A 26,501-nucleotide genomic window follows, 5' to 3' on the forward strand; every position below is an offset into this window, starting at 1 on the left:
ACCGACGGCCAAGAGCAGGTCGGCGCCAGCGCAGGCTCGAACCGCTCGCCAGCGTCGGGGCGGACCGCTCACCGGCGTCCGAAACGGACCGGTCGCCAGCGTCCGAAACGGACCGGTCGCCAGCGTCCGAAACGGACCGCTCACCGGCGTCCGAGGCGGACCGACCGCCAGGAGCAGGGCGCGGACCTCGCCGGGCACCGGCGTCCGGAACCGGGCGTCCGGCCCCGGACCGGCACCCGGCGCGGCGGTCAGCCCAGCTTGGTGAGGACGTCGTTGTAGCGCTTGCGCTCCGCCGCCCCGGTCTTCGTGTCCAGGTAGCTGAGCACGACCGCACCCTTGCGGAAGGCGTCCGCCCCCCAGACGTCCATCTGGTTGGTCGCGTTCGCCTCGGTGGGGAAGACGTACACCTTGACGGCGTCGGTGGTCAGCAACTCGGCGCAGCCGATGCCAGCACCGTCCGGTCCACAGTCGACCGTCCGGTTGCGCAGGTTGGTCACCTTCAGGCCGGCCGCCTTGAAGGCGTCGACGACCTTCCGGGCACCCGGGGTGCCGGCGGCCTTCGTCGGCATCCGGATCGCCGGAGTGGACGGGCTCTCCGACGGGGTACGGGGCGCCTTGCCGTTCGTCGGGGCGGCCGGGTCCTCGGGCGGCGGCGCCTCGCTGGTGGCGACGGCCTTCGGTGAACCGTTGGCCCAGGAGGGGTCGCCGGGCTCGGGGTCGCTGCCACAGGCGGCAAGCCCGAGGGCGAGCAGGATCGTCACGGCGGCCGGGAGGACACGAGCGCGTTTCGTCACCCCGGCAGTCTGCCGAACGCGGTGACCGGACGGCACCGGCCGGTCGGCCGACCGGCGTTCTCCGGTCAGCGCCGCCCACACACCGGCTAGCCTGCTGCGCATGGCCCCGACCATCTGGATCTCGCTGACCACCGACTACGGCCTCGCCGACGGGTTCGTGGCCGCCTGCCACGGGGTGATCGCCCGGCTCGCCCCGGCGGTGCGGGTCGTCGACGTGACCCATCTGGTGCCGGCAGGCGACGTACGGCGCGGGTCGGCGGTGCTGGCGCAGACGGTGCCGTCCCTGCCGTACGCGGTGCACGTGGCCGTTGTCGACCCGGGTGTCGGCACCGCCCGGCGCGGGATCGCGCTGGTCACCCCGGGCGGGCTGCTGGTCGGGCCGGACAACGGCCTGCTGCTGGCCGCCGCCGAGGCCCTGGGCGGGCTCACCGCGGCGGTGGAGCTGACCAATCCGGAGTGGCTGGCCCCGGAGGTGTCCCGCACCTTTCACGGCCGGGACGTCTTCGCCCCGGTCGCGGCCCGGCTCGCCCTCGGCGCCCCGCCCGCCGACGCGGGGCCACCGGTGGACCCGGCCACCCTGGTCCGCCTGCCCGAACCGGTGCTGCGGCGGGACGCCGACGGATTCACCGCCGAGGTGCTGACCGTCGACCACTTCGGCAACGTCCAGCTCGCCGCCGGGGCCGACCTGCTGGCCGCGGTGCCTCCCACCGCGCGGGTGGCTGGGCGGGCCGCCGTCCGCGGGCGGACCTTCGCCGACGCGCCGGCCGGGGCGCTGGTGCTCTTCGTGGACTCCGCCGGCCTGCTGGCGGTGGCGGTGAACGGCGGCCGGGCGGCGGACCTGCTCGGGGTGGCGCCGGGCGACGTGGTCACGGTGTGCGGGCGGCGCTGACCCTGCCGCCGCGCCGTCCGGTGTGGAATGCTGCTCGGCGTGGGTGAGCTATGGGTACCGGTCGCCTGTCCCTGCTGCGCCGCGCGGACCGGCGGGGGCACCTGCCCGGTCTGCTTCTGGACTGACGACGGCCAGGCCGACGCGGACGCCGACGTGGTACGCGGCGGCCCGAACGGCGACCTCAGCCTCAGCCACGCCCGGCTGAACTTCGCGGTCTACGGCGCCAGCCACCCCCGCTACCAGGACATGGTCCGCTCCCCCCGCCCGGACGAGCGGCCCTGACGGGAGGGGCTGACCGCACAGCCCTGACCGCACGGCCCTGACCGCACGGCCCTGACCGGGCGACCCGCACCGGGCGAGTGGAGCGCGCGGACCGGCGGGACGTCCGCGCCCCGCCGGTCCCGAGCCGGGTCAGCAGAGCGACACGGTCCCGCCGTAGACGGCGGAGATGTACGCGTGGCTGACGTACTGGCCGCCGGCCAGCCGGTTCCATCGGTTGGTGGTGCGGTACGGCCCGGTCACCGTCTGCCCGACGACGTAGCACTGGATCGGCACGTTGGCGTACCTGGCGGCGAGCCCGCGCACGCCGTACCCGGTGCCGGGGCCGGTACGGACGTTGAGCGGCCCGTCGCCGACCACGCCCCGGGGTCCGGTCCCGGTCCACAGGTACGCCACGTCGACCCAGGCGTTGTCGGTCAGCCGCAGCCCGTCCCAGAATGTGCCGTCGGCCAGGTCGATGCCGGCCGGGTTGCGCACGGTGCGCCCGAACTGGTCCCGCCCGCCGTTGTAGCCCGACTGGTACGCCGCCTGTGCCTCCGGCCGCCCCTGCGGCAGGTCCTTCCAGTTCTCCCGGACCGCGCTGGGGTTCCAGTAGTCGTCCCGGGTGTTCCACGGCCCGACGTCCCAGACCGGGGCGTACTCGCAGCGGCTGCCGCTGGTGGTGCAGACCCGCACCGTGTAGTCGCCGGTGTTGAGCGGCGAGAGCGCGCGCCGGCTGGGCAGCGCCACGAAGTGGTCCCGGGCCTGGATGATCCGGCCGTTGGCGGTCTGCCCGCCGACCGACCCCTCGCGGGTGGCGAAGACCCGGTAGACGAGGCCGGCGGTGGCGGCCGAGACGGTGGCGACGGTGTCGGCGGTGAGCTCGACGGCGCGTACCGACGCGGTGGCGCGGGGGTCGCGGGCGGTGAGCAGCACCCGGGTCTGGACCCGGGTGACCGGCCGGTCGAAGACGGCGCCCGCGCCGGCGGCCTCCCGCCACTCGGTCCAGCCGGCGGCCCGCCAGCCCCGCACCTGGGCCTGCACCCCGCCGCCCCCCGCCACCTCGGCGGTGACCTGGGCGCGTACCCGGGTGGCCGGGCGGGCCAGGGTGCGCGGCGCGGCCAGCAGGGCGCCCTCGGCGACCGGCCCGCCGACGGCGGCGGGCCGGGTGCGGGCGGCCGGCCGGGTGTCGGCGAGCCGCAGCCGGCCGGCGCTCCAGCGGACGTTGACGTCGTCGCCACCGGCGACGGCGAGGTCGGCGGCCCAGCGCTCGGCGCCCGGCCCGGCGGCGGTGGCGGCGGGGACGGTGGGACCGGTCCGGGGCGCGGCGAGCGCGGCGGCGGGGACGACACTCGCGGCGGCGGTGGCGGTCAGCACGCCCGCGAGCAGGGAAGACAGGGTACGAGATGGGGGACAGTCCACGGCATTCTCCTCAGAACCTCCTGATAGTGCGTTGTCAAGACATGAAGGGGAAGCACCGTACAAATAGCGACACATGCGAATTCAGCTCGGCCGAGGGAGGATGGTGGGGTGCCCGAAGGCGACACCGTCTGGAACACCGCCCGCGTCCTGCACCGGGCGCTGGCCGGCGCTGCCCTGACCGGCAGCGACTTCCGGGTGCCGCAGCTGGCCACCACCGACCTCACCGGATGGACCGTGCGCGAGTCCGCCAGCCGCGGCAAGCACCTGCTGCTGCGCCTGGCCGCGCCCGAGGAACGGTCGGACGTCCGGCACTGGACGCTGCACTCGCACCTGCGGATGGACGGCGCCTGGCGGGCGTACGCGCCGGGGGAACGCTGGGCGGCGCGGCCCGCGCACCTGATCCGGGTGGTGCTGCGCGCCCCGAGCGCGGTGGCCGTCGGCTACCACCTGCACGAGCTGGCCCTGCTGCCGACGGTTGAGGAGGAGTCCCTGGTGGGGCACCTCGGCCCCGACCTGCTCGGCCCGGACTGGGATGCGGCCGAGGCGGTCCGCCGGCTCGCCGCGCACCCGGAGGCCACCATCGGCGAGGCGCTGCTGGACCAGCGCAACCTCGCCGGGGTGGGCAACCTCTACAAGTGCGAGGTGCTCTTCCTGCGCGGCCTCTCGCCGTGGACCCCGGTCGGGGCGGTGCCCGACCTGGCCGGCACGGTGGCGCTGGCCCAGCGGCTGCTCGCGGCCAACCGGGGCCGCTGGACGCAGAGCACCACCGGCTCGCTGCACCGGGGCGGGACCAGCTACGTCTACGGCCGGCGCGCGCAGCCCTGCCGGCGCTGCGGCACCGCCATCCGCAAGGAGGAGCTGGGCGAGCGGGTCACCTACTGGTGCCCGAGGTGCCAGCCGGCACCCGACCCGGCACAGAGCCCTGACCCGATACAGCCCTGACCCGACACAGCCCTGACCCAGCCCGACCCGACACGCCGGTCCGACGGGACACGTACCGGATTGGGACGATTGGGTAGTTCCTAACCGGCCTCCCAGGTCGCATGCTGCGGTTGAGTGCTCACCGCTCGTCACTGCCGGGCGCGACCACCCGCCACGTCGAGGTGGCGGCCTTCGTGCCCCCAGGCCCCGGGGAGAGCCATGGCCCTGTTCCGCAGACTGCGCTCCAGCTGGCCGGCCCGCGCCGTCCGCACCGACCGCGTCGGTGGACCGACGGTGCCGGCGGCGCGTACCGGCGAGCCGGCCGGACCGGCGCCGGCCAGCCTGGACCCGGCCGCCGTCCCACGCTGCTTCGGGCCGGTACCGAACTTCGCGCACAGCCCGCTGCCGGCGCTCGACGGGCACGGCCGGGTGGTGCCGGGCACCGGCATCCGCAAGTTCGTCGACGCGCTGCCGCTGCCCGGTCCGCTCGGGCGCAACGGGCTGGGCGCGCACCTGCCGGTGGCCGTCCCGGACACCATCAGCTACCCGGGCTGCGACTACTACGAGATCGGGCTCTGCGAGTACACCCAGCGGCTGCACCGCGACCTGCCCACCACCCGGCTGCGCGGCTACCGGCAGCTCAACCTCGGCACCGACCCCGACGGGCACAACACCGTCGCCCCGCCGGAACGGCCGTACCACCTGGGGCCGATGATCGTCGCGCGGCGGGGGCGGCCGGTGCGGGTCAAGTTCATCAACCAGCTGCCCACCGGGCGGGCCGGCGAGCTCTTCCTTCCGGTCGACACCACCCTGGACGGTGCCGGCATCGGGCCGCTGGACGGGCCGGCGCCGTACCCGCAGAACCGGGCCGTGCCGCACCTGGCCGGCGCGCAGACCGGCTGGACCAGCGCCGGGAACCCGTGGCAGTGGGTGACGCCGGCGGGCGAGATCACCCCGTACCCGAACGGGCCGGGGCTGAGCCACGTGCCGGACATGCCGCCCCCCGGCCTGGGCGCCACCACGCTCTACTTCCCGAACGAGCAGAGCGGGCGGCTGATGTGGCTGCACGACAACACCCTCGGGATGTCCCGACTGACCGTCTACTCCGGACAACTGGCCCCCTATTTACTCACCGACCCGGCCGAGGAGCGGTTGGCGGCCGACGGGGTGCTGCCCGCCGAGCAGTTCCCGCTGGTGATCCAGGACAAGACGTTCGTCCCCGACGACGCCCAGCTCGCCGCCGAGGACCCGACCTGGGACCGGGATCGGTGGGGGGCCCGGGGCAACCTCTGGCACCCGCACGTCTACCAGCCCCGGCAGAACCCGTACGTCACCTCGGGGCGCAACCCGACCGGGCGGTGGGACTACGGCCCCTGGGTACCCGGTTCGGGCGGCGACGACCCACTCTGGGTCGGCCCGGTGGACAACCCGCACCACGACCCGGTCGCCGCCCCGGAAGAGCCGCCCCGCGCGCCGGGCCTGCCGCACCCGAGCGCGGTGCCCGAGGCGTACGGGGACACCGCGCTGGTCAACGGGGCCGCGTACCCGTACCTGAAGGTGCAGCCGAAGGCGTACCGGTTCCGGATCCTCAACGCCTGCACCGACCGCAGCCTCAACCTGGCGCTCTACCGGGCCCGCTCGGACGCCGCCATGTGGCACCCGGACGGCGCGCTGGCCGACGCCGGGGCCGGCGAGGTGCCGATGGCGGAGGCGATGCGCGCCTCGGGACGGCCCACCGACTGGCCCACCGACGGGCGGGAGGGTGGCGTGCCCGACCCCCGGGCGGCCGGGCCCCGCATGATCCGCATCGGCAACGAGGGCGGCCTGCTCCCCGCGCCGGTGGTGGTGCCGAACCGGCCGGTCGGCTACCGCTACGACCGGCGCGACCCGACCGTGCTCAACGTGGACACCCACGCGCTGCTGCTCGCCCCCGGCGAACGGGCCGATGTGGTGGTGGACTTCTCCACCGTCCCGCCCGGCGGCACGCTGATCCTCTACAACGACGCCCCGGCTCCGCTGCCCTGCTTCGATCCCCGCTACGACCAGCACAGCGACGCGCCGGACCGCAGCGCCGAGGGCGGCGTCGCCGGCACCCGCCCCGGGTACGGCCCGAACACCCGCACCCTGCTCCAGTTCCGGGTGGCCGGCACCCCGGCCGAGCCGTACGACCTGGGCCGCCTGGTCGAACGGCTGCCCGGGGCGTACGCGGCCAGCCAGCGACCGCCGATCGTGCCGCAGCCGGAGTACGACGCGGCCTTCGGCACCCGTACCGCCGGGCGGACGCTGGTGCCGGTGCACGCCACCACGGTCAGCTTCACGCCGGCCGGCGCCACCGCCCCGGTGACCCTGCCGATCCAGGTGAAGACGGTCGGGCAGGTCTTCGAGCCGGGGCACGGCCGGCAGGCCGGGCGGCTCGGCGTCGCCCACCCGCACGCGGGGCCGCTCGGCCCGGCGTCCCTGCCGCTGGGTCCGGCCGACCCGGCGACCGAGGTGCTGGTCGCTGCCGAGCCGGACGGGCTCCCGGGCGCGGCGGCCGACGGCACCCAGGTGTGGCGGATCAGCGGCACCGGCCGGCAGACGCACGTGGTGCGGATCAGCGGCTGCGACGTGCAGCTGGTCAACCGGGTCGGCTGGGACGGCACCGTCCGGCCCCCGGACGGTGGGGAGCTGGGCTGGAAGGAGACCATCCGGGTGAACCCGGCCGAGGACGTGGTGGTCGCGCTGCGCCCGGTGGTGCCCCCGCTGCCGTTCAAGATCGGCGACAGTCTCCGGCTGCTCGACCCGACCCGCCCGGCCGGCGCCCGGGTCGGCTCCACCCCGGTCAGCCCGCTGGACGGGCGCCCGGCGACGGTGGTCAACCAGCTGGTCAACCTGGGCTGGGAGTACCGCTGGTCCAGCGGCGCGGCCGGCCACCGCGACCTGGGGATGAGCCGGCCGCTGGTGCTGCGGGTCGCCCCCCGCGGGCCGAGCGGGCTCACCGCGACGCCGGTGCCCGGCTCGGCGACGGCGCTGCCGGCGATCGCCCTGGCCTGGACCGGCAACGGCAGCCGCCCGCCGGCCAGCAGCCACCTGCTCCAGCGGGCCACCGACCCGGCCTTCACCGAGGGGCTGACCACGATCACGGTGGCGGCCACCGCCACCCGGTACACCGACGCGACGGTCACCCCCGGCGTCACCTACCACTACCGGATCCGGGCGGAGAACGCGGTGAGCTGCTCGGCCTGGTCCAACAGCGTCCCCGCGTCGGTACGGCTCAGCGCGCCGACCGGGATCGCCGCCGCCGTCCCGCCGGCCGCGCCGCTGCGGATCGCGCTGCGCTGGACGAACCGCTCCTTCGCCACCGGGATCGACGTGCAGCGGGCCACCAACCCCACCTTCACCAGCGGGCCGGCCACCACCGCGGTCGGCGTGGCGGACAACCACCTCGACCCGGCCGTCGCCCCGGACACCACGTACTACTACCGGGTGCGCACCACGTACCTCGGCGCGGCGTCGCCGTGGTCGACGGTGGCCACGGTGACCACCCCGCCGGCCCCGACGGTGCCGACCGGGGTGACCGCCACCCCGAGCGCCCCCGCGCCGGACACGGCCACGGTGGTGCTGAACTGGGCGGCGGGTACGCCGAACGGGCCGGGCGCGGGCTTCACCGTGCAGCGGGCGCTCGACCCGTCCTTCACCCGGGAGGTGGCCACCTTCACCGTCACCGGTCGCGGCTTCACCAACACCGGGCTGGCCCGGGGCGTGACCTACCACTACCGGATCCGCTCGTTCAACGTGGTCGGCAGCTCGCTGTTCACCGGCCCGATCCCGGTCACCACGCCGGACTGAGCCGGCCCGGGCAGCGGTCTGCCCGGGCGGGGCCGGTCAGCGGCTGGGAGAACGCAGTGGCTCGCCGACGGCGCGCAGCTCGGCCAGGGCCGACGCCACGCCGTGCAGCAGGTCGGTCGCCTCGGTCAGCCGGGAGGCCGCCGGATGCTCGGTGCTGGGGCGGGCGTCCTCGGCGACGTAGCCGGCCGCCGCCGCCACCAGCCCCTCGTACGCGGCCACCCCGCTGTCGAGCTGGCCGATCAGCGTCCGGTGCGCCTCGGCGAGGCGGGGCCGGGCCTCGGCCGGGGCCAGCTTGAGGGCGCGTTCCACGCTGGCCGCCCGGCCGGCCAGGTCCCGCAGCGAGCGGTCGGCCGCAGCGGCCTCCAGCACCGCCGGCTCGGCCAGCCCGGTCAGCCGGGGCGCCATCCCGGCGAGGGTGAGCGCCGCCCGATCCAGCCGGGCCCACGCCTGCGCGGCGGTGGTGCCGCGCAGCGCCAACCGGGACCGGACCCGGCGCACCTCGGCCAGCACACCCGGGCCGACGGGAAGGCGCTCCACGGCGGCGACCAGCCGGGCCCGGGACCGGGCGGCGGCCTCGGCCGGGTCGAGGGCGGGCGGCGCCGGCCGGGCGGCGAGGGCCCGCAGGTCGACCCAGCGCCAGGCAGCCAGCGCCACCGCGCTGCCCGCGGCGCCGGCCCAGGCCGCGTCGGGCAGCCCGAGCCCCGCGTACGGGGTCAGCACCGCCGCCGCGCCGCCGAGCCCACCGGCCAGGACGCTCCACCGTCGGGCCGAACGCCGCAACCGGCGCAGCCGACGGAAGTGTCGTGCTCGCTCGTCCGCCACCCGTACCTCCTCGTGCCGTCCGCTCAGCCGGCGGCGGTGGTGTCCCCCGTGCCGCGGTCGCGGGTCATGCTCGCCCGGATCTCGTCGAGCCGGGCGGCGGCGGCCGGGTCGGCCGCCGGGGCGGCCGACTGGGCGGCCGGCTGGGTCTGCTGCTGCACGCCCGGTCGTTCCTGCTTGCCGAGCTGGTCACCGGCCATGCTGGCGCGGATCTGCTCCAGCCGGGACGAACCGGCACTGTCCAGCGTCGACTTCTGGATCTCCAGCATCCGCCCCTCGACGGAGTTGCCGGCCAGCTCGGCACGGCCCATCGCGTTGGCGTAGCGGCGCTCGATGCGGTCGCGCACCTCGTCCAGCGAGGGGGTGTTGCCGGGGGCGGTGACCGCGGACATCGACTCCAGCGAGCGGGCCACGCTCTCCTGCATCTTGGCCTGCTCCAGCTGGCTGAGCAGCTTGGTGCGCTCGGCGAGCTTCTGCTGGAGGATCATCGAGTTGTTCTCGACCGCGCGGCGGGCCTGGGCGGCGGCGCCGAGCGCCTGGTCGTGCAGGGTCTTCAGGTCCTCGGTGGCCTGCTCGGCGGAGACCAGCTGGGTGGCCAGCACCTGGGCGGACTGCTCGTAGCGGCCGGCCTCGGTCTCGTCGCCCCGGGCGCGGGCCTGGTCGGCGAGGACCAGCGCCTGCCGGGCGTTGGCCTGGAGCCGTTCGACCTCGGACATCTGCCGGGAGAGCTTCATCTCCAGCTGGCGCTGGTTGCCGATCACCGCGGCCGCCTGCTGGACCAGCGCCTGGTGCTGGCGCTGCGCCTCCTCGATGGCCTGCTGGATCTGCACCTTCGGATCGGCGTGCTCGTCGATCTTGGCACCGAAGAGCGCCATCAGGTAGTGCCAGCCCTTGACGAACGGGTTCGCCATCTCCGCGGTATCCCCTCAGTAGCGTCGCTGCGCCTCGACCGGAGCCGGACCGGCCGACCGGCCACGCGGTGTGCTCCCATCGTGGCAGCCGGACGCCAGTCGGGCATCCGCACCGTGGGAGTGCGCCGTACGGCCTGCGATCAACCCTACGCGGCGGGGGCGAACCCGGCCATGCGTCGCGACGCGCGGCAGGTCAGGCGGCGCAGACCACGTCCCGCTCGGCGGGACGGACCCGGGTGCTGCGCAGGGTGGCCTTCAGCGGCGAGTCCTGGCGGACCGAGACGGCCACCTTGCCGTCCGAGGTGACCTGGCGGACGCCCCGGTTGGTGGCCTTGCGCACGGCCACCGGGGCCGGCGTCGGCTCGGCCGGCTCGTCCTGCATCGGCACCAGCACACCCGGCATCTGCTCGGCGAGGGCCACCGTGTCGCTGACCTCGCGCAGCAGCTCGGAGAGCCGGGCGCCGAGGGCGTCGCAGATCGCGGCCAGCAGCTCGCTGGAGGGCTCCTTCTGGCCGCGTTCGATCTCGGACAGGTAGCCGAGGCTGACGTTGGCGGCGGTCGAGACCTCACGCAGGGTGCGGTGCTGACCCTGTCGGCGCGCCCGCAGAGCGTCGCCGATCACGCGGCGTAGCAGGATCATCGCACCTCCCCCTGACGGGAATCCCTCTCGCCCGGGCATCCGCCCGCGCCGCACACGGTCACCCGCGCCGTCGCCGGCGTCGCGCCGGAGCCTTCCCGCAACCGTACCCGTTGCCCGCCCCGCCGACATCCCACCCCGCCCGTCAAATCCGATCTCCGGTCACCGCCGGCCGGCCGCCGCGGCGGTGGCGTCGTCGTCCACGTCCGCCCCGGCCGGGTCGTCGGCGGCCTGGATCCGCTCGACCAGCAGCCGCAGCGCCTCGATCACCGCGGCGGAGCGGATGTGGTCCCGGCCACCGTCGAGGTCCAGCTGGCGGACGACCGTGCCGGCCGGCCCGGCCGCCGCGACGTAGACCAGCCCGACCGGCTTGCCGTCCTGCGGGTCCGGCCCGGCGACGCCGGTGGTGGCCAGCCCCCAGTCCGCCCCGCAGCGCCGCCGCCCGCCCTCGGCGAGCGCCCGCGCCACGTCCGGGTCGACCGGCCCGCGCTCCGCCAGCAGCTCCGCCGGTACGCCGGCCAGCTCCGACTTCAGCTCGGTGGCGTACGTGACCAGGCCACCCCGGTAGACCCCGCTGACCCCGGCGATCTCCACGATCGAGGCGGAGAGCAGCCCACCGGTCAGGGACTCGACGGTGGCCAGCGTCTCGTGCCGCTCGTGCAGGCTGTGCACCACGGCCGCCGCCGGACTCCCGGCGGGCCGCTCGTTGTTCGCATCCGTCCCCATGTCCCGCTCCCCTTCCCCGCCGGCCGGCGGCTACTCATCCTCCGCCCGGAGGCGCTGGTCACGCTGTTGCGGCGACCCGCCGGACCCCGCCCCGGCGACGGCGAGGTCGGCAGGGGTGCGGTCAGCGGGCGGGGCGGCGCAGGCGCAGCGCCTGGGCGACGTAGTCGAAACCGGTGACCACGGTGACCACCACGGCGGCGGCCATGATCCACGGGCCGACGGCGGCGAGGTCGGCCGGCAGCGGCCAGAGGTACCAGGTGATCGCGAGGATCTGCAGCGCCGTTTTGATCTTGCCGCCCCGGCTGGCCGCGATCACGCCGCGCCGGATCACCCAGAAGCGCAGCGCGGTGACGCCCCACTCCCGCACCAGGATCACCGCCGTCACCCACCAGGGCAGCCGGTCGTACCAGGAGAGCAGCACCAGGGCGGCCCCGGTGAGCGCCTTGTCGGCGATCGGGTCGGCGACCTTGCCGACCGAGGTGACGAGCTTGAACCGGCGGGCGATCCAGCCGTCGACCAGGTCGGTCGCCGAGGCGACCACGAAGATCAGACAGGCGGCCATCTGCCAGCCGGCGTGGGTCGTCCCGGAGACGATCACCGACGCCGCGAAGACCGGCACCAGCACAAGCCGCAGGGCGGTCAGCGCGTTGGCCGCGTTGAGCACCGGCACCCGGGCGACCACCGGCGCCGACTCCGTCGCCCCGGTCACGGCCGCACCCCGTTCGGGCCGCCGGGGCGTACCAGGCACCGCACCACGTGGCTCCCCCGCTTCCTCCGGACCCGCCGTCACCGTTCCGCGCCGGGCGCCGCCGAGATCATCTCATCCGGCACGGCGATCAGGTCGACACCCTCGGTCGCGGTGACCGTCGCCCGGACCAGGTCGCCGGGGCGCAGCGCGGCCAGGTCGACCCCGCCGCCGACCGGCGCGACCAGCGTGGTCGAGCCGTCGACCTCGGGGGCCTGGTGGGCCGCCCGCCCCTCGACCACGCCGCCGTCGACCGAGTCGACCAGCACCTCGACGGTCGAGGAGAGCCGCTCCTCGGCCCGCTGCGAGCAGAGCTCGTCGGCGAGCGCGCTGAGCTTGTCGTAGCGGCGCTTGACGGTGGCGGCGGAGACCTTGCCGGGCAGGCCGGCGGCCTCGGTGCCGTCCTCGTCGCTGTAGTCGAACATGCCGATCGCGTCGAGACGCGCCTCGGTCAGGAACCGGACCAGCTCGTCGATGTCGGCGCGGGTCTCGCCGGGGAAGCCCACGATGAAGTTGCTCCGCGCGCCGGCCTCCGGCGCCAGGGACCGGGCCCCCGCCAGCAGCTCCAGGAACCGGTCGGTGGAGCCGAAACGGCGCATCCGGCGCAGCACCGGCTCGCTGGAGTGCTGGAAGGACAGGTCGAAGTAGGGCGCCACGCCCGGCGTGGTGGCGATCGCCTCGACCAGGCCGGGCCGGGTCTCGGCGGGCTGGAGGTAGCTCGCCCGCACCCGGACGATGCCGTCGATGGCGGCCAGCTGCGGCAGCAGCTTCTCCAGCGCCCGGGGGTCGCCCAGGTCCTTGCCGTACGAGGTGGAGTTCTCGCTGACCAGCACCAGCTCACGGACGCCGGTCTTGGCCAGCCACTCCGCCTCGGCCAGCAGCTCGTCGGGCGTACGCGAGACGAAGGCGCCGCGGAAGGCGGGGATCGCGCAGAACGCGCAGCGCCGGTCGCAGCCGCTGGCCAGCTTCAGCGAGGCGACCGGGCCGGTGTCGAGCCGGCGGCGCAGCACCTGGCGCAGGTGGGCCGGGGTGTGCTCGTCGGTCTCGGTGACGCCCCGGGTGGGGGTGCCGTGCCCGGGCAGCGAGACCGCGCTGTCCCGGCGGGAGACCGGGGTGAGCGGCAGCAGCTCGCGCCGGTCGCGCGGGGTGTGCGCGGCGACCGCCTCGCCGGCGACGACCGCGTTCAGCCGGGCGGAGATCTCCGGGTAGTCGTCGAAGCTGAGCACCGCCTGCGCCTCGGGGAGGCTGTCGGCCAGCTCACGCCCGTACCGCTCGGCCATGCAGCCGGCCGCGACCACCTTGGCGCCGGTGTCGGCGGCGGCGAGCAGGGTCTGGATGGAGTCCTGCTTGGCCTTCTCCACGAAGCCGCAGGTGTTGACGACCACCACGTCGGCGCCCTCGCCGTCGGTGGTGACCTGCCAGCCGTCGGCGTGCAGCCGGGCGGCCAGCTCCTCCGAGTCGACCTCGTTGCGGGCACAGCCCAGGGTCAGCAGGGCGACACGGCGGCCGTCGGAGGCAGAGGGGGAGGTGGCAGACACCATCCGAGGGTACCGGGCGGCGGGGCGGGGGCCGGCAACGGCGGGCCGCCGCATCGGCCGGCTCACATCCGCGACCGGTCAGACCGCCGCCGCGCCCACCCGCACCAGCCGGTCGAGGAGGAAGACCTCCGTGCCGGCCAGGCCGGTGGAGCAGAAGAGCGAGACCTGGTCCGCGCCGGTCCGGCCGGGGACCGCGCCGGCCAGCACCGCGCCCAGGTCGCGCAGCCGGCCCGCGTACGGCTCGACGGCGGCCAGCATCGGCGGGGAGTAGGCGCCCGCCTGGGCCGGCGAGTCGGTGACCAGCAGATCGGCGAGGTCCAGCAGGTCGCGGCCGAACTCGTGCCGGTCGGCCTGCTTGAAGCCGACCGCGTTGACGTGGGTGCCCGGGGCGAGGTCGGCGGCGTCCAGCACCGGCGTCGTGCTGGTGGTGGCGAGCACCACCACGTCCCGGTCCCAAACCGCCGCCCGGGGCGAGTCCACGGCGCGGGCCGGCACCGCCAGCTCGGCGCGGACCCGGGCCGCGAACGCCTCCCGGCGGGCGGCCGAGCGGCTGTGCACCGTCACCTCGCGCAGCGGGCGTACCGCCGCGGCGGCCCAGACCTGCGTCCAGGCCTGCCGGCCGGAGCCGATCACCCCGAGGGTGGCCGCGTCCGGCCGCGCCAGCGCGTCCACCGCGACCCCACCCAATCCCCCGGTACGCCGGGAGCCCAGCTCCTCGCCGACCGCCACCGCCCGCACCGCCCCGGTACGCCCGTCGTGCAGCACCACCAGCTGCTCGGACTCCGGCAACCCGAAGGTGTCGTACGACCGGAAGCCGTACCACTCACCGGTGAGGTGGCCGGCGGTGAGCACCATCCGCCCGCCGTCCAGCGGGGCGGCCGCCCGGGGCGGGGCGACGAGCCGGCCGGCGTGGGCGGCCAGCAGCGCGTCCCGCATCGCCGCGACGGTCGCCGAAGCGTCCAGGGCGGCAGCAACCTCCCGGTCGGTGAAGATCAGCGTCATGCTTGCCATCCTGCAACCTGAAGTCAGGTTCAGCTCAACCACTGGTGCGCGAGATCACCACTCGCCCGCCCCGGGCGGTGTTAGCGTCGGCGGTGGCGGCCCGGCCGTCCCGGACGAGTGGTGGGCGTACCCGGTCAGGCCAAGACGCCCCGCGACAGGCAGACCGACTCGTCCCGGGCCGCGAGGGTCCGGGCCCGCTTCGCGAGGTGATGACCCGTGGCCTGGATCGTGCTGGTGCTCTCCGGCCTGCTGGAGACCGCGTGGGCGGTGTCGCTCGACCGCAGCGCCGGCTTCAGCCGCCCGCTGCCCTCCGTCGTCTTCCTGGTCACCCTGGTGCTCAGCATGCTCGGGCTGGCGTACGCGCTGCGCGAGATCCCGGTCGGCACCGGCTACGCGATCTGGGTCGGCATCGGCGCGGTCGGCACCGCCGGGTACGGGATGCTGGCGCTCGGCGAGTCGGCCAGCCTCGCCCGGATCGTCTGCCTGCTCCTGGTGGTCGCCGGCGTGGTCGGGCTCAAGCTCTACCACTGAACCCCCGAGGGGGCGCGCCGGGACGAGCGGTATCGGCCCTGATGAGTAGTCCGAGGCCGGAGTGGGTAGACAGCGGCCGGACACCCAAGAGGCTCTCACCACGGAGGACGTCATGGCCGACATGCACGCGACCGCCCGCCCGCGCAGCAACGCCGCCCGGATCTGCACGATCCTGGCCTTCGTCTTCGCCGTCGTCGCCATCTTCGTGGCGCCGGTGATCTTCGGTATCGCCGGCCTGGTGCTCGGCATCGTCGGCGCGGTGCTCGGCGACAAGCCACTCGGCTGGTACGCCGCCGCCGCCAGCGTCGTGGGCGCCATCATCGGTGTCGCCCTCGTCGCCGCGATCATCAACAACTGACCACCGCAGACTCCCCACGAGGCCCGCCGGATTCCGGCGGGCCTCGTCGTGTCACGACCCGCGTTGCGTCACGGCGCGCACCTGGCGGTTCTGTCGGGGGCGGTGGATCGGCTGGTCGCCGACGTCTGGGCGACCGGGCCGCGGGATGTCGCCGCGTCGGCACGCGGGGCGCCGGCCACCGGGCCGGGACCGTCAGTCCTCGGCGCCGCGCAGGCCGACCAGGACCTCTTCCAGCTCGTCCGGCTTGACCAGCACGTCGCGGGCCTTGGAACCCTCGGACGGGCCGACCACGCCCCGGGTCTCCATCAGATCCATCAGCCGGCCCGCCTTGGCGAAGCCGACCCGCAGCTTGCGCTGGAGCATCGAGGTCGAACCGAACTGCGAGGTGACCACCAGCTCGACCGCCTGCACCAGCAGGTCCAGGTCGTCGCCGATGTCCTCGTCGATCTTCTTCCTGCTGTCCTGCGCGGGGGCCAGCACGTCCGGGCGGAACTCCGGCTCGCGCTGGTCCTTGCAGAACTTCACCACGTCGGCGATCTCGCGCTCGGTCACCCAGGCGCCCTGGATGCGCACCGGCTTGGAGGCGCCCATCGGCAGGAAGAGCCCGTCGCCCCGGCCGAGCAGCTTCTCCGCGCCCGGCTGGTCGAGGATGACCCGCGAGTCGGCCAGCGAGGAGGTGGCGAACGCCAGCCGGGACGGCACGTTCGCCTTGATCAGGCCGGTGACCACGTCGACCGAGGGGCGCTGGGTGGCCAGCACCAGGTGGATGCCGGCCGCGCGGGCCAGCTGGGTGATCCGGACGACCGAGTCCTCCACGTCGCGCGGGGCGACCATCATCAGGTCGGCCAGCTCGTCGACGATCACCAGCAGGTACGGGTACGGGCGCATCTCCCGCTCGCTGCCCGGCGGGGCCTTGATCTCGCCGTTGCGCACCTTGCGGTTGAAGTCGTCGATGTGCCGGACCCCGTTGGCGGCGAGGTCGTCGTAGCGCATGTCCATCTCGCGGACGACCCAGTCCAGCGAGTCGGCCGCCTTCTTCGCGTTGGTCACGATCGGCGTGACCAGGTGCGGGATGCCCTCGTACCCGGTCATCTCGACCCGCTTCGGGTCGATCAGCAGCAGCCGCACCTCGTCCGGGGTGGCCCGGGTGAGGATCGACACCAGCAGCGAGTTCAGGCAGGACGACTTGCCCGCGCCGGTCGCGCCGGCGATCAGGATGTGCGGCATCTTGGCCAGGTTGGCCACCACGTAGCCGCCCTCGATGTCCTTGCCGAGCGCCACCACCATCGGGTGGTGGTCGCTGGTGGCGGCCCGGGAGCGCAGCACGTCGCCGAGGGCGACGTTCTCCGGGTCGGTGTTCGGGATCTCCACGCCGACCGCGCTCTTGCCCGGGATCGGGCTGAGGATCCGCACGTCCGGCGACTTCACCGCGTACGCGATGTTGCGGGAGAGCTGGGTGATCCGCTCGACCTTGACCCCGTGCCCGAGTTCCACCTCGTAGCGGGTGACCGTCGGGCCCCGGGTGAAGCCGGTGACCGCGGCGTCCACGTCGAACTGCTCGAAGACGCCGGTCAGCGCCGCGATCACCTCATCGTTGGCCTTGCTGCGGGTCTTCGGCGCGGCGCCGCTGCTGAGCATGTTCGCCGGCGGCAGTGTGTAGTCGCCGGCCAGCCCGGTGAGCGCGAGCTGCTCGGCGCGGGTGGGCGCGGGCGAGTGCTCCGGCGGCTCGACCGGCTTGCGGCTGGCCGGCACCTTCGGCTTGCGGGGCAGCACCAGGGTGTCCTGGAGGTTGACCGCGTCCTCGTCGTCGAGGTCATCCGGGTCCAGCGGCGGCGGCGCGGTCCGCTTCGCCGGCCGGCGGCGGGCCGGCTTCGCGGCCGGGTCCTCCTCCGCCGCCGGGTCGGCCGGCGGCGCGACCAGCGTGCCGGCGAGCAGGCCGAGCCGCTCGGGGATCTTGTTGATCGGGGTCGCGGTGACCACCAGCAGACCGAAGACGAGCAGCAGGATGAGCAGCGGCACCGCCACCCAGGCGGTGACCCCCGCCTCCAGCAGGTCGCCGACCCCGGCGCCGACCAGCCCGCCGGCGTAGTCGCGCTGCACCGGGTCGACCGGGTCCTGTCCGATGTGCAGCATCGCCGCCGTGGCCACCAGCATCGAGCCCCAGCCGACCAGGCCACGGCCCCGGTGTTCCGGGTCGGCGGGCGTGCGCATCAGCCGCCAGGCGCCGATCATCAGCAGCACCGGCACCACGATCGCGATCGCGCCGAGGAAGAGCCGGACGGTGTCGGCGAGCCGGGCGCCGAGCGGGCCCGCGCCGGAGAACCAGATCCCCACCCCGCTCAGGATGGCCAGGCCGAACAGCAGCAGCCCGGCGCCGTCGCGGCGGTGTTCCGGGTCGAGGTCGCGGGCGGAGGCGGCCTGCCGGCCGGCGGCGCGGACCGCCCAGCCCACGCCGTGCGCCAGCCCCATCCACAGTGCACCGACCGCGCGTCCGAGGTAGACCGCCGGGCCGGGCCGGGCCGCCGTTCGCCGCCGGGCGGTCGCCCGGGTGGCCTTCTTCGCCGGCTGGCGGGCACGGCTGTTCGTGGTACCGCGCGGCGACGCGCCGCGTCGCCGGCTCGCCTGAGAGGTACGGCCCGCCATACAGTCACCGTAACGGCGTGACCCGGGAGATCGCCGCTTTTCCGGGTCGTGTCCGCGCGTCGCAGCACGGACCACGCCCACAGACGTGTTATTTGCCTCAGGAAGGGATGCCCGATGGCGTCGCCTGCTTTCGAGGACGGTCCGGACGACCCCCTGGCCGGGCACCCGCAGGCCCTGCGGCCGCTGACCGGCGAACTGATCGCCGCGGTGCTCGGCAACCGCGGGTACGCCTTCTCCGCCGACGCCGACGGCGACCTGGTCGGCCGCTGGGACGACAACCTCATCTGGTTCCTGCGCCCCGGCGAGGCCGGCGAGCTGCTCCAGGTCCGCACCATGGCCGCCCCGGCCTTCGGCATCGAGTACGTCCCGACGCTCTACGCCTTCTGCAACTCCTGGAACCACGACCGGCTCTGGCCCAAGGCGTTCGTGCACGTCGACGACGAGGGGGTGGCCCGGGTCTGCGGCGAGGTGATCACCGACCTGGAACGGGGGGTGACCCCGCACCAGCTCGACCAGCTCCTCGACTGCGGCATCTCCACCGGCTGCCAGCTGGCCGCCGCCGTCGCCCAGCTTCCCGGCGGGACGACCCGGTGACCGGCCGGGGCGAGCCCGTCGGGCGCGGACTGACCGGCCGCGTCCCGGAGCTGGTCGCGGCGCTGGCCGACGCCCGGGACATGCCCGACGGCGAGGCCCGCTTCGCCGAGCTGGACCGGATCGCCGCCCGGGCCGACGCGCTGGGCGACGCGCACTCCGGGCTGGACGCCCGGTTCGCGCTGGTCGAGGCGTACCTGCTGCACGGGGAGCGGTGGCGGCTGGCCGAGCCGGTGCGGCGCTGCCTGGCGGCCGTCGACCGGTCCCCCGGCCTGCTGACCGAACGCCCCGGCGACGCCGAGCTGCTGCGCCGGCACCAGCGCTACGCGGTCGAGGCGGCGATCGGCACCCCGCGGGTCGGCCTGGACCAGGCCCGGGCCCTCCTCGACGACCTGGCGCGGCGGGCCGGCGAGCGGACCGGGCTCGTCGCCCAGCTGCGCTGCCGGCTCGCCGACCACCTCGGCGACGAGCCCACCGCCCGCCGCCGGTACGACGACTGGGCCGCCGCCGAGCCCGACCCGACCGCCGGCTGCCCCGGCTGCCTGCCGGCCCGCCGCGCGGAGCTGCTCGCCGGGTGGGGCGACGACCAGGCGGCGCTGGCGACGTTGCGTCCCGTCCTCGACGGCGCGGTGGACTGCACCGACTCGCCCGAGCGGGCGCTGGCCGTGGCGCTGCTGCCGTGGCTGCGCACCGGCGAGGCGGAGCGGGCCGGGCAGGCGCACCTGCGGGCGTACCGGCGGCACCGGCGGGAGCGGGGGGCGTTCCCGTACCTCGCCGCGCACCTGCGCTTCTGCGCGCTGGCCGGGCACCCCGGCCGGGGGCTGGACATCCTCGCCGAGCAGCTGCCCCGGCTGGACCACCCGTACGACGACCTGTCCGCGATGGAGTTCGCCGCCGCCGGGGCGCTGGTCTGCGCCCTCGCCGCCGAGGCGGGGCTGGCCGGGCGGCGGGTGCACCGCCCGGCGCACGGCAGCCGGCCGGCGGCGGAGGTGGACGTGGAGACCCTCGGCACCGACCTGCTGACCCTGGCCACCGGGCTGGCCGGCAGCTTCGACGCGCGCAACGGCACCGGGCACCAGTCCGGCCGGATCGCCTCCTGGCTGGCGGAGCGGCCGCTGGCCACGCCGGTGCCGCTGCCCGACGAGGAGACCGGCGACGACCCGGCGATGGACCCGCCGTTCGCCCCGGCCGCCGACGAGCTGGCCCCGCTGAGCCTGTCGATGATCACCGCGGTGCTGGACCGCCGGGGCGACGTCTACGCGGTGGACGCCGGTCCGGTGGTGGTCGGACGCTGGCACGAGGCGGTGATCCAGTTCCGGCAGGTCGGGCGGCGCGGCGAGATCCTGCACGCCCGGGTGGTGGCGGCCCGGCGACTCCCGGTGGCCCGGCTGACCGAGGCGTACGAGTTCTGCAACGCCTGGAACCACGACCGGCTGCTGCCGAAGGCGTACGTGCACGACCTGGGCGAGGGCGAGCTGGTGCTGGCCGGCGACGTGACCACCGACCTGGAGCACGGGGTGGCCCCGGCACAGCTCGGCGTCCTGGTCGACGCGGCGGTCGCCACCGGCGTCGCGTACGCGGACGCGGTCGCCGCGCTGCCCTGACCGGCGCGGGTGAGGTCCGAAAGCCGCCGGACGCCGACGCGCCGCGCTGGTGGACTTGCCGCATGACGACACCACAGCAGCGGGCCGCCCGGCTGCGCGCCCTGCACCGGCCCGGTACACCGCTCGTCCTGCCCAACGCGTGGGACGTGGCCAGCGCCCGCCTGGTCGAGGAGTGCGGGGCCGAGGCGGTGGCCACCACCAGCGCCGGCATCGCCTGGGCCCTCGGCGTCGCCGACGGCGGGGCGCTGGACCGCAGCCGGGCACTCACGCCACTGGCCCGGATCGCCGCGGCGGTGACGGTGCCGGTCACCGCCGACATCGAGGACGGGTACGCCGCCGACCCGGCCGGCGTCGCCCGGACCGTCACCGAGGTGCTGGCCGCCGGCGCAGTGGGAATCAACATCGAGGACGCCGACCCGGACGACCCGACCCGACTGCGCCCCACGACGGAGCAGTGCGCCCGGATCGCCGCCGCCCGCCAGGCCGCCGAGGCCGCCGGGGTGGCGCTCTTCGTCAACGCCCGCATCGACACCTACCTGCGGGCGGTCGGCGAACCGGCGCAGCGACTCGCCGAGACCCTGCGCCGGGCCGAGGCGTTCCGGGCGGCCGGGGCGGACGGCGTCTTCGTGCCGGGGGTGGTCGACGTGGCGAGCATCGCCGCGCTGGTGTCCGGGGTGGACGGACCGGTGAACGTGCTCGCCAGCCCGGGCGCACCCACCGTGACCACCCTGGCCGACCTGGGCGTGGCCCGGGTCAGCCTCGGCTCGTCCCTGGCCGAGGCCGCGTACGGCCTGGTCCGGCGGGCCGCCACCGAAACGCTGACCGGCGGCACCTACACCGCCCTCACCCCCGCCACCTCCTACGGCGACCTGAACGCCCTCCTCCGCTGACCGCCCCCCACCCCCCACCCCAGCGCGCACTTTCCGAGAAAGCGTGGCCATTCCGCGCGCCATGGCCACTCTTTCTCGGAAAGAGCGGCCATGGGGGTGGGGGGGCGGGACGCGGAGCGGCCCCCGACCACCGGGCGGTGGGGGTCGGGGGCCGCGGTCGGGGTGGGTCAGCTCGCCGAGAAGGCGAGGGTGTAGCTGCCGGAGCCGCTCAGCGCGGTGACCCGGTAGCGGTAGGCGCCGGCCGAGCCCTCGGCCTCCAGCCGCGCGACGCCGTCGGCGGTGGCGGCCCGGGCCACGGTCCGGAAGCCGGTGCCGGTCCAGCGCTGGAGTTCCAGCACCAGCTGGGCGCCGTCGGGGGCGTCGAGGCAGGCGCTCTGCGCGCCGCCGTCGGCGACGAACCAGCGGCCGTCGGGCTGCGCCTGGGAACGGCCGGCGGCGATGGCGCCGGAGCGGCTGACGTCGCCGGTGCAGACCGAGGAGTCGCCGGCCGGCGGGGCGGTGGGGGCGGCGGTCGCCGGCGGGGCGGTGGCGTCGCCGCCAGCGGGCGGCTCGGCGGGGGCCGCCCGGCTCTCCGCGGTGACCAGGGTCAGGTTGTTGCGCTGGAGGATCTCGTTGACCGGCTGGAAGAACGTGAGACCGCCGGCGGTGCAGTCGCCGGACCCGCCGGAGGTGACGCCCTGCGCCTGGTCGCCGGAGAGCCACGCCCCGCCCGAGTCGCCGGGCTCGGCGCAGACGTTGGTCCGGGTGAGCCCGGTGACCGTGCCCTCCGGGTAGTTCACGGTGGCGTTCTTCGCCTGGACCACCCCGCAGCGGGTGCCGGTGGTGGAGCCGGAGCGGCAGATCGAGGCGCCGACCGGGGCCTCGGTGGAGCCGTTGACCGGCACGGTGCCGCCGTTGAAGTCGTTCACCACGCCCTGCGGCGTCCACTGGTCGTTGACCTGGACGAACGCCCAGTCGTCGCCGGGGAACGAGGACGCGGCGAAGGTGCCCTGGGCGACCCGGTTCGCGCCGGTGGTGCGGTCCCCCGGCTGGCCGCAGTGCCCGGCGGTGACGAAGCCGCCGACCACGGAGAAGCCGACCGAGCAGCGGCCGGCGTTGTTGATGAAGTACGCGTCACCGCCCCGCACGTCGAACAGCGGCCGGGGGGACTCGGTGGAGGTGGTCACCCGTACCGCCCGTGCCGGCGCCCCGGTCGCCGCCGCGAACCGGCGTCCGGCCTCCTCCGCGCCCGGCTTGGCGAGCACCACCACGGAGTTGGTGGCGACGTCGACGTACCAGCCGGCGATGTCCGGGGTGGCCCGGCCACCGGCCGAGTCGAGCCGGCCCTTCACCGCGTCCAGCTCCCGCACGCCCCGGTCGACCTCCTTCGGCACCGCACCGGCGGCGCGGACCCGGTCCGCCTGCCTCGGGTCGGCGACCGCCACGGTCAGCGTGGCGCCGTCGGCGCTGAGCCAGCTGCCGCCGTACGCCGCGCCGAGCTCGGCGCGCAGCCGGCCGAGGGTGCCGGTGGCCCGCCGCTCGGCCGCCAACCGCCGTACCGCCTGCTCCCGGCTGAGCGAGAGGTCGCGGCTCATCGCGTCCAGCACCTCGGGGGCCACCCCGTCGGTGGCGTTCGCCCCGGCCGGTCCACCGGCTCGCGGGGCGGCGTTCTCACCGGCGAACGACGGCAGCGTCACCGCCGCCGTCAATCCCGCCGCCGCCACCACGACACCGATGGCTGTCATCCGTCTGCGGTCCATCCGCCAAGCTCCTCCCGGCCGGCGCGGGTACGCCTGCCGGAACGGAGTACGGAGACGACGGCCGATCGGTTGACCCGGATCCGGACCTTTCAGCGCAGCGTGTCCGGGCGGTCACTCGCCGGGGCGTACCCGGACACGACGACGCCGGCCCACCGCGGACGGTGGACCGGCGTGCGGAGCCGGTGGGTCAGACCTCGACGACCGTCGGGACGATCATCGGGCGGCGCCGGTACTTGTCGTTGACCCAGCGCCCGACGGTGCGCCGGACGATCTGCTGGAGCTGGTGCGGGTCGGTGATGCCGTCCGCCGCGGCCCGGTTGAGCGCCTCGGTGACCAGCGGGACGACCGGGTTGAACGCCTCCGGGTCCTCGGAGAAGCCCTTCGCCGAGAGGGTGGGGCCGCCGACCACCTTGCCGGTGACCGAGTCGACCACCACGGTGGTGGCGATGAAGCCACCGTCGCCGAGGATCCGCCGCTCGGTGAGCAGCGACTCGCTGACGTCGCCGACGGCGAGCCCGTCGACGTAGACGTAGCGGCTCTTGACGTGCCCGACCAGGCTGGCCCGGCCCTCGACCAGGTCGACCACGTCGCCGTCCTCGCAGAGCACCACCCGGTCGGGGGCGACGCCGGACTCGACGCCGAGGCGGGCGTGCGCCCGCAGGTGCCGCCACTCGCCGTGCACCGGCATCAGGTTGCTCGGGCGCACCATGTTGAGCAGGTAGAGCAGCTCGCCGGCGGGGGCGTGGCCGGAGACGTGCACCTTGGCCACGTCCTTGTGCACGACCACCGCGCCGGCCCGGGCCAGCCGGTTGATCACCCGGTAGACGGAGGTCTCGTTGCCCGGCACCAGCGAGCTGGCCAGCACCACCGTGTCGCCGGGGGCGATGGTGATGTGCCGGTGGTCGCCGCTGGCCATCCGGCCGAGCGCGCTCATCGGCTCGCCCTGGGAGCCGGTGGACATCAGCAGGATCTGCTCGGGCGGCAGCGTGGTGGCCTCCTCCAGCCCGACCACCAGGCCGGGCGGGATGTTGAGCAGGCCGAGGTCGCGGGCGATGCCCATGTTGCGCACCATCGACCGGCCGATCAGCGCCACCTTGCGGCCGTGCTCGATCGCCGAGTCGAAGACCTGCTGCACCCGGTGCACGTGCGAGGCGAACGAGGCGACGATGATCCGCCCCCGCGCCTTGGCGAAGATCGAGTCGAGCACCGGCCCGATCTCGCGCTCGGGGGTGACGAAGCCGGGGATCTCCGCGTTGGTGGAGTCCGACAGCAGCAGGTCGACGCCCTCCGCGCCGAGCCGGGCGAAGCCGGCCAGGTCGGTGATCCGGCCGTCCAGCGGGAGCTGGTCCATCTTGAAGTCGCCGGTGTGCAGCACCAGCCCGGCCGGGGTGCGGATGGCCACGGCGAGGGCGTCCGGGATCGAGTGGTTGACCGCGAAGAACTCGCACTCGAACGGGCCGAGCCGCTCCCGGCCGCCCTCCCGCACGGTCAGCGTGTACGGCTGGATCCGCCGCTCGGCCAGCTTCGCCTCGACCAGGGCCAGGGTGAACTGGGAACCGACCAGCGGAATGTCCGGCTTGTGGGCGAGCAGGTACGGCACCGCGCCGATGTGGTCCTCGTGACCGTGGGTGAGCACGATCGCCTGGACGTCGTCCAGCCGGTCCAGGATCGGGCCGAAGTCCGGCAGGATCAGGTCAACGCCCGGCTGCTCGACGTCGGGGAAGAGCACCCCGCAGTCGACGATGAGCAGCTTGCCGTCGTACTCGAAGACGGTCATGTTCCGACCGATGGCGCCGAGCCCGCCGAGCGGGATGATCCGCAGGCCGCCCTCCGGCAGCGGCGGGGGCAGCTCACCCTCGATGTGCGCCTCGGTCACGCGTCCACCTCAATCTGCGACGCCGTTACCCGGCGTCCGTCGTGTCGTTCGATCATTCGGGCAGTTCCAGGCCCGCCGCGGCGCAGTCGGCGCGCAGCTGGACGAGTTCGTCGGCGGTGGCGTCCGCCAGCGGCGGCCGCACCGGACCGGCCGGCAGGCCCTTGGCCGCCAGGCCCGCCTTCACCAGGATCACGCCCTGGGTACGGAAGATTCCGGTGAACAGCGGCAGCAGCCGCCGGTGCAGGCCGAGCGCGGTCGCCGTGTCCCCCGCGTCGTACGCCTCGATCATCTGCTTGGCGGGTGCGCCGATGAAGTGCGTCGACGTGCCCACCAGGCCGACCCCGCCGACGGCCAGCGTCGGCAGGGTGAGCGCGTCCTCCCCGCTGTAGTAGGCGAGGTCGCTGCGGCTGAGCACCCAACTGGTGGCGGTCAGGTCGCCCTTGGCGTCCTTGACCGCGACGATCCGGCCGTGCTCGGCGAGGCGCACCAGCGTGTCGGTGGCGATGGCCACCCCGGCCCGGTGCGGGATGTCGTAGAGCATGATCGGCAGCCCGGTGGCGTCGGCGACCGCGGTGAAGTGGCGCAGCAGCCCGCTCTGCGGCGGCTTGTTGTAGTACGGGGTCACCACCAGCAGGCCGTGCGCGCCCGCCTTCTCGGCCGACGCGGCCAGCTCGATGGTGTGCCGGGTGTCGTTGGTGCCCACCCCGGCGACGATCCTGGCCCGGTCGCCGACCGCCTCCACCACCGCGCGGATCAGGGTCTCCTTCTCCGCGTCCGTGGTGGTCGGCGACTCACCCGTGGTGCCGTTGAGCACCAGCGCGTCGTTGCCCTGCCCGTCGACGAGGTGGGCGGCGAGCCGTACGGCGCCGTCCAGGTCCAGCGAGCCGTCGTCGGTGAACGGGGTCACCATGGCCGTGAGCAGTCGCCCGAACGGGCGGGACGCGCCCCGATCGGGGGCGGCAAGGTGGTCGTGCGTCATGTTCACAACCTAGCGGACGACCACCGGAGAGCCGGTGGGGAAGGGCTCAGGACAGCTCGGCGTGCGGGCTGGTCGCCACCTCGGTGCCGTCGGGCAGGGTGGAGATGACGAAGTCGGCGAAGACGTTCGGGGCGACCTGCTGCAGCTGGCGCAGGCACTCCACCGCCAGCTCGCGGATCTCCACGTCGGCGTGCTCGGTGGCACGCATGGCGATGAAGTGCCGCCAGGCCCGGTAGTTGCCGGTGACCACGATCCGGGTCTCGGTGGCGTTGGGCAGCACCGCGCGGGCCGCCTGCCGGGCCTGCTTGCGCCGCAGCGTCGGGTTGGGCTCGTCGACGAAGCGCTGCTCCAGCCCCTCCAGCAGCTCGGTGTACGCCCGGACGCTCGCCTCGGCGGCCTCGACGAACTTCTTGTGCAGCTCCGGGTCCTCGGCGATCACCCGGGGCTCGACCATCGCCGCGTCCCGCTCCGGGACGTAGCGCTGGGACAGCTGGGAGTACGAGAAGTGCCGGTGCCGGATCAGCTCGTGGGTGAAGGAGCGGGAGACCCCGGTGAAGTAGAAGCTCACCGAGCCGTGTTCCAGCACGCTCAGGTGGCCCACCTCGAGGATGTGCGCCAGGTAGCCGGCGTTGGTGGCGGTCGCCGGGTTCGGCTTCTTCCAGCTCTGATAGCAGGCCCGGCCGGCGAACTCCGCCAGGGCCTGACCGCCGTCAGCGTCGGTCGACCACGGCACGTCGTCCGGGGCCTGGAACTGGGTCCATGCGATCAGCTTGACCTGGGGCTGCACCATCTCCGGCATT

At 75.2% G+C, this 26,501-nt stretch carries 23 protein-coding genes and 1 riboswitch; of the genes, 9 read left to right on the forward strand and 14 right to left on the reverse strand.

The window, feature by feature from the left end; genetic code table 11:
- Positions 1-248: 248 nt before the first annotated feature.
- A complete protein-coding gene (locus ACTMS9_RS18435; RefSeq protein ID WP_441144331.1) occupies positions 249-794 on the reverse strand; it encodes a hypothetical protein in 546 nt (181 codons plus the stop codon).
- Between the two features lie 100 nt (positions 795-894).
- Here ACTMS9_RS18435 and ACTMS9_RS18440 point away from each other — a divergent pair, with 100 nt between their 5' ends.
- Entirely contained in the window at positions 895-1,683 is a 789-nt protein-coding gene (locus ACTMS9_RS18440) for an SAM hydrolase/SAM-dependent halogenase family protein (RefSeq protein WP_441165560.1), read from the forward strand.
- Between the two features lie 39 nt (positions 1,684-1,722).
- Positions 1,723-1,965, forward strand: coding sequence for a CPCC family cysteine-rich protein (locus tag ACTMS9_RS18445; protein ID WP_441144335.1), 243 nt, complete (start codon positions 1,723-1,725; stop codon positions 1,963-1,965).
- A gap of 129 nt (positions 1,966-2,094) precedes the next feature.
- On the opposite strand, the gene ACTMS9_RS18450 is transcribed toward ACTMS9_RS18445, so the two are convergent.
- The gene (locus ACTMS9_RS18450) at positions 2,095-3,363 is read right to left on the reverse strand and encodes a hypothetical protein (RefSeq protein WP_441144336.1); all 1,269 of its coding nucleotides are present in this window, start codon (positions 3,361-3,363) and stop codon (positions 2,095-2,097) included.
- A 108-nt stretch (positions 3,364-3,471) separates the two neighbouring features.
- On the opposite strand from ACTMS9_RS18450, the gene ACTMS9_RS18455 reads away from it, so the two are divergent.
- Both ACTMS9_RS18455 and ACTMS9_RS18460 read left to right on the forward strand, forming a co-directional pair.
- Complete coding sequence (locus ACTMS9_RS18455) at positions 3,472-4,305, forward strand: zinc finger domain-containing protein (RefSeq protein WP_441165561.1); 834 nt, start codon at positions 3,472-3,474, stop codon at positions 4,303-4,305.
- A 198-nt stretch (positions 4,306-4,503) separates the two neighbouring features.
- Positions 4,504-8,112, forward strand: coding sequence for a hypothetical protein (locus ACTMS9_RS18460; RefSeq protein ID WP_441165562.1), 3,609 nt, complete (start codon positions 4,504-4,506; stop codon positions 8,110-8,112).
- Between the two features lie 36 nt (positions 8,113-8,148).
- On the opposite strand, the gene pspM is transcribed toward ACTMS9_RS18460, so the two are convergent.
- The 7 genes from pspM to ACTMS9_RS18495 form a co-directional block, all read right to left on the reverse strand.
- Entirely contained in the window at positions 8,149-8,934 is a 786-nt protein-coding gene (gene pspM / locus ACTMS9_RS18465; RefSeq protein ID WP_441144341.1) for a phage shock envelope stress response protein PspM, read from the reverse strand.
- Between the two features lie 23 nt (positions 8,935-8,957).
- On the reverse strand, positions 8,958-9,842 hold the full coding sequence (locus ACTMS9_RS18470; protein WP_441144343.1) for a PspA/IM30 family protein: 885 nt from the start codon (positions 9,840-9,842) through the stop codon (positions 8,958-8,960).
- A 193-nt stretch (positions 9,843-10,035) separates the two neighbouring features.
- Complete coding sequence (locus tag ACTMS9_RS18475; RefSeq protein ID WP_441144345.1) at positions 10,036-10,482, reverse strand: helix-turn-helix domain-containing protein; 447 nt, start codon at positions 10,480-10,482, stop codon at positions 10,036-10,038.
- A 159-nt stretch (positions 10,483-10,641) separates the two neighbouring features.
- Positions 10,642-11,205 (reverse strand): CinA family protein, encoded by a 564-nt coding sequence (locus ACTMS9_RS18480; protein ID WP_441144347.1) that lies wholly within the window; start codon positions 11,203-11,205, stop codon positions 10,642-10,644.
- A 121-nt stretch (positions 11,206-11,326) separates the two neighbouring features.
- Positions 11,327-11,914 (reverse strand): CDP-diacylglycerol--glycerol-3-phosphate 3-phosphatidyltransferase, encoded by a 588-nt coding sequence (gene pgsA / locus ACTMS9_RS18485; RefSeq protein WP_154942788.1) that lies wholly within the window; start codon positions 11,912-11,914, stop codon positions 11,327-11,329.
- Positions 11,915-11,991: 77 nt separating this feature from the next.
- Positions 11,992-13,491, reverse strand: a complete 1,500-nt coding sequence (gene rimO / locus ACTMS9_RS18490) for a 30S ribosomal protein S12 methylthiotransferase RimO (protein ID WP_441165563.1) — start codon at positions 13,489-13,491, stop codon at positions 11,992-11,994.
- A 75-nt stretch (positions 13,492-13,566) separates the two neighbouring features.
- Positions 13,567-14,490 (reverse strand): ornithine cyclodeaminase family protein, encoded by a 924-nt coding sequence (locus ACTMS9_RS18495; protein ID WP_441165564.1) that lies wholly within the window; start codon positions 14,488-14,490, stop codon positions 13,567-13,569.
- Between the two features lie 89 nt (positions 14,491-14,579).
- Positions 14,580-14,644, forward strand: a riboswitch (guanidine-III (ykkC-III) riboswitch).
- A gap of 62 nt (positions 14,645-14,706) precedes the next feature.
- Here ACTMS9_RS18495 and ACTMS9_RS18500 point away from each other — a divergent pair.
- Positions 14,707-15,021 (forward strand): DMT family transporter, encoded by a 315-nt coding sequence (locus tag ACTMS9_RS18500; RefSeq protein WP_441144353.1) that lies wholly within the window; start codon positions 14,707-14,709, stop codon positions 15,019-15,021.
- Between the two features lie 112 nt (positions 15,022-15,133).
- Complete coding sequence (locus ACTMS9_RS18505; RefSeq protein ID WP_154942785.1) at positions 15,134-15,379, forward strand: hypothetical protein; 246 nt, start codon at positions 15,134-15,136, stop codon at positions 15,377-15,379.
- A 192-nt stretch (positions 15,380-15,571) separates the two neighbouring features.
- On the opposite strand, the gene ACTMS9_RS18510 is transcribed toward ACTMS9_RS18505, so the two are convergent.
- Positions 15,572-18,022, reverse strand: coding sequence for a DNA translocase FtsK (locus ACTMS9_RS18510; protein ID WP_441165565.1), 2,451 nt, complete (start codon positions 18,020-18,022; stop codon positions 15,572-15,574).
- Between the two features lie 114 nt (positions 18,023-18,136).
- On the opposite strand from ACTMS9_RS18510, the gene ACTMS9_RS18515 reads away from it, so the two are divergent.
- The 3 genes from ACTMS9_RS18515 (at position 18,137) to ACTMS9_RS18525 (ending at position 21,107) form a co-directional block, all read left to right on the forward strand.
- Complete coding sequence (locus tag ACTMS9_RS18515) at positions 18,137-18,616, forward strand: YbjN domain-containing protein (protein ID WP_088963396.1); 480 nt, start codon at positions 18,137-18,139, stop codon at positions 18,614-18,616.
- Between the two features lie 80 nt (positions 18,617-18,696).
- Positions 18,697-20,217, forward strand: coding sequence for a YbjN domain-containing protein (locus tag ACTMS9_RS18520; protein ID WP_441165664.1), 1,521 nt, complete (start codon positions 18,697-18,699; stop codon positions 20,215-20,217).
- Positions 20,218-20,279: 62 nt separating this feature from the next.
- Complete coding sequence (locus ACTMS9_RS18525) at positions 20,280-21,107, forward strand: isocitrate lyase/PEP mutase family protein (protein ID WP_441165566.1); 828 nt, start codon at positions 20,280-20,282, stop codon at positions 21,105-21,107.
- Positions 21,108-21,274: 167 nt separating this feature from the next.
- Here the strand turns inward: ACTMS9_RS18525 and ACTMS9_RS18530 are convergent, their stop codons facing one another.
- From ACTMS9_RS18530 to thyX, 4 genes are all read right to left on the reverse strand, one after another.
- Complete coding sequence (locus ACTMS9_RS18530) at positions 21,275-22,846, reverse strand: S1 family peptidase (RefSeq protein ID WP_441165567.1); 1,572 nt, start codon at positions 22,844-22,846, stop codon at positions 21,275-21,277.
- 187 nt (positions 22,847-23,033) lie between these two features.
- Positions 23,034-24,722: a ribonuclease J gene (locus tag ACTMS9_RS18535; protein WP_154942780.1), complete on the reverse strand. Its 1,689-nt coding sequence runs from the start codon at positions 24,720-24,722 to the stop codon at positions 23,034-23,036.
- Between the two features lie 52 nt (positions 24,723-24,774).
- Positions 24,775-25,701 carry a 4-hydroxy-tetrahydrodipicolinate synthase gene (gene dapA, locus ACTMS9_RS18540; RefSeq protein ID WP_441165568.1) on the reverse strand — a complete coding sequence of 309 codons (927 nt, stop codon included), beginning with the start codon at positions 25,699-25,701 and terminating at the stop codon, positions 24,775-24,777.
- A 46-nt stretch (positions 25,702-25,747) separates the two neighbouring features.
- Positions 25,748-26,491 carry an FAD-dependent thymidylate synthase gene (gene thyX, locus ACTMS9_RS18545; RefSeq protein ID WP_238450723.1) on the reverse strand — a complete coding sequence of 248 codons (744 nt, stop codon included), beginning with the start codon at positions 26,489-26,491 and terminating at the stop codon, positions 25,748-25,750.
- Positions 26,492-26,501 lie beyond the last annotated feature (10 nt).

It is taken from the genome of Micromonospora sp. L31 (assembly GCF_052068075.1).
Lineage (GTDB): Bacteria > Actinomycetota > Actinomycetes > Mycobacteriales > Micromonosporaceae > Micromonospora > Micromonospora purpureochromogenes.

Bases quoted from the DNA above. Each gene is read 5' to 3' on its own strand.
- ACTMS9_RS18475 (WP_441144345.1), bottom strand. From the start codon at position 10,482: ATGATCCTGCTACGCCGCGTGATCGGCGACGCTCTGCGGGCGCGCCGA.
- ACTMS9_RS18460 (WP_441165562.1), top strand. From the start codon at position 4,504: ATGGCCCTGTTCCGCAGACTGCGCTCCAGCTGGCCGGCCCGCGCCGTC.
- ACTMS9_RS18515 (WP_088963396.1), top strand. From the start codon at position 18,137: ATGGCGTCGCCTGCTTTCGAGGACGGTCCGGACGACCCCCTGGCCGGG.
- ACTMS9_RS18505 (WP_154942785.1), top strand. From the start codon at position 15,134: ATGGCCGACATGCACGCGACCGCCCGCCCGCGCAGCAACGCCGCCCGG.
- ACTMS9_RS18480 (WP_441144347.1), bottom strand. From the start codon at position 11,205: ATGGGGACGGATGCGAACAACGAGCGGCCCGCCGGGAGTCCGGCGGCG.
- ACTMS9_RS18520 (WP_441165664.1), top strand. From the start codon at position 18,697: ATGCCCGACGGCGAGGCCCGCTTCGCCGAGCTGGACCGGATCGCCGCC.
- ACTMS9_RS18510 (WP_441165565.1), bottom strand. From the start codon at position 18,022: ATGGCGGGCCGTACCTCTCAGGCGAGCCGGCGACGCGGCGCGTCGCCG.
- ACTMS9_RS18495 (WP_441165564.1), bottom strand. From the start codon at position 14,490: ATGACGCTGATCTTCACCGACCGGGAGGTTGCTGCCGCCCTGGACGCT.
- ACTMS9_RS18470 (WP_441144343.1), bottom strand. From the start codon at position 9,842: ATGGCGAACCCGTTCGTCAAGGGCTGGCACTACCTGATGGCGCTCTTC.
- dapA (WP_441165568.1), bottom strand. From the start codon at position 25,701: ATGACGCACGACCACCTTGCCGCCCCCGATCGGGGCGCGTCCCGCCCG.
- ACTMS9_RS18530 (WP_441165567.1), bottom strand. From the start codon at position 22,846: ATGGACCGCAGACGGATGACAGCCATCGGTGTCGTGGTGGCGGCGGCG.
- thyX (WP_238450723.1), bottom strand. From the start codon at position 26,491: ATGGTGCAGCCCCAGGTCAAGCTGATCGCATGGACCCAGTTCCAGGCC.
- ACTMS9_RS18525 (WP_441165566.1), top strand. From the start codon at position 20,280: ATGACGACACCACAGCAGCGGGCCGCCCGGCTGCGCGCCCTGCACCGG.
- ACTMS9_RS18440 (WP_441165560.1), top strand. From the start codon at position 895: ATGGCCCCGACCATCTGGATCTCGCTGACCACCGACTACGGCCTCGCC.
- rimO (WP_441165563.1), bottom strand. From the start codon at position 13,491: ATGGTGTCTGCCACCTCCCCCTCTGCCTCCGACGGCCGCCGTGTCGCC.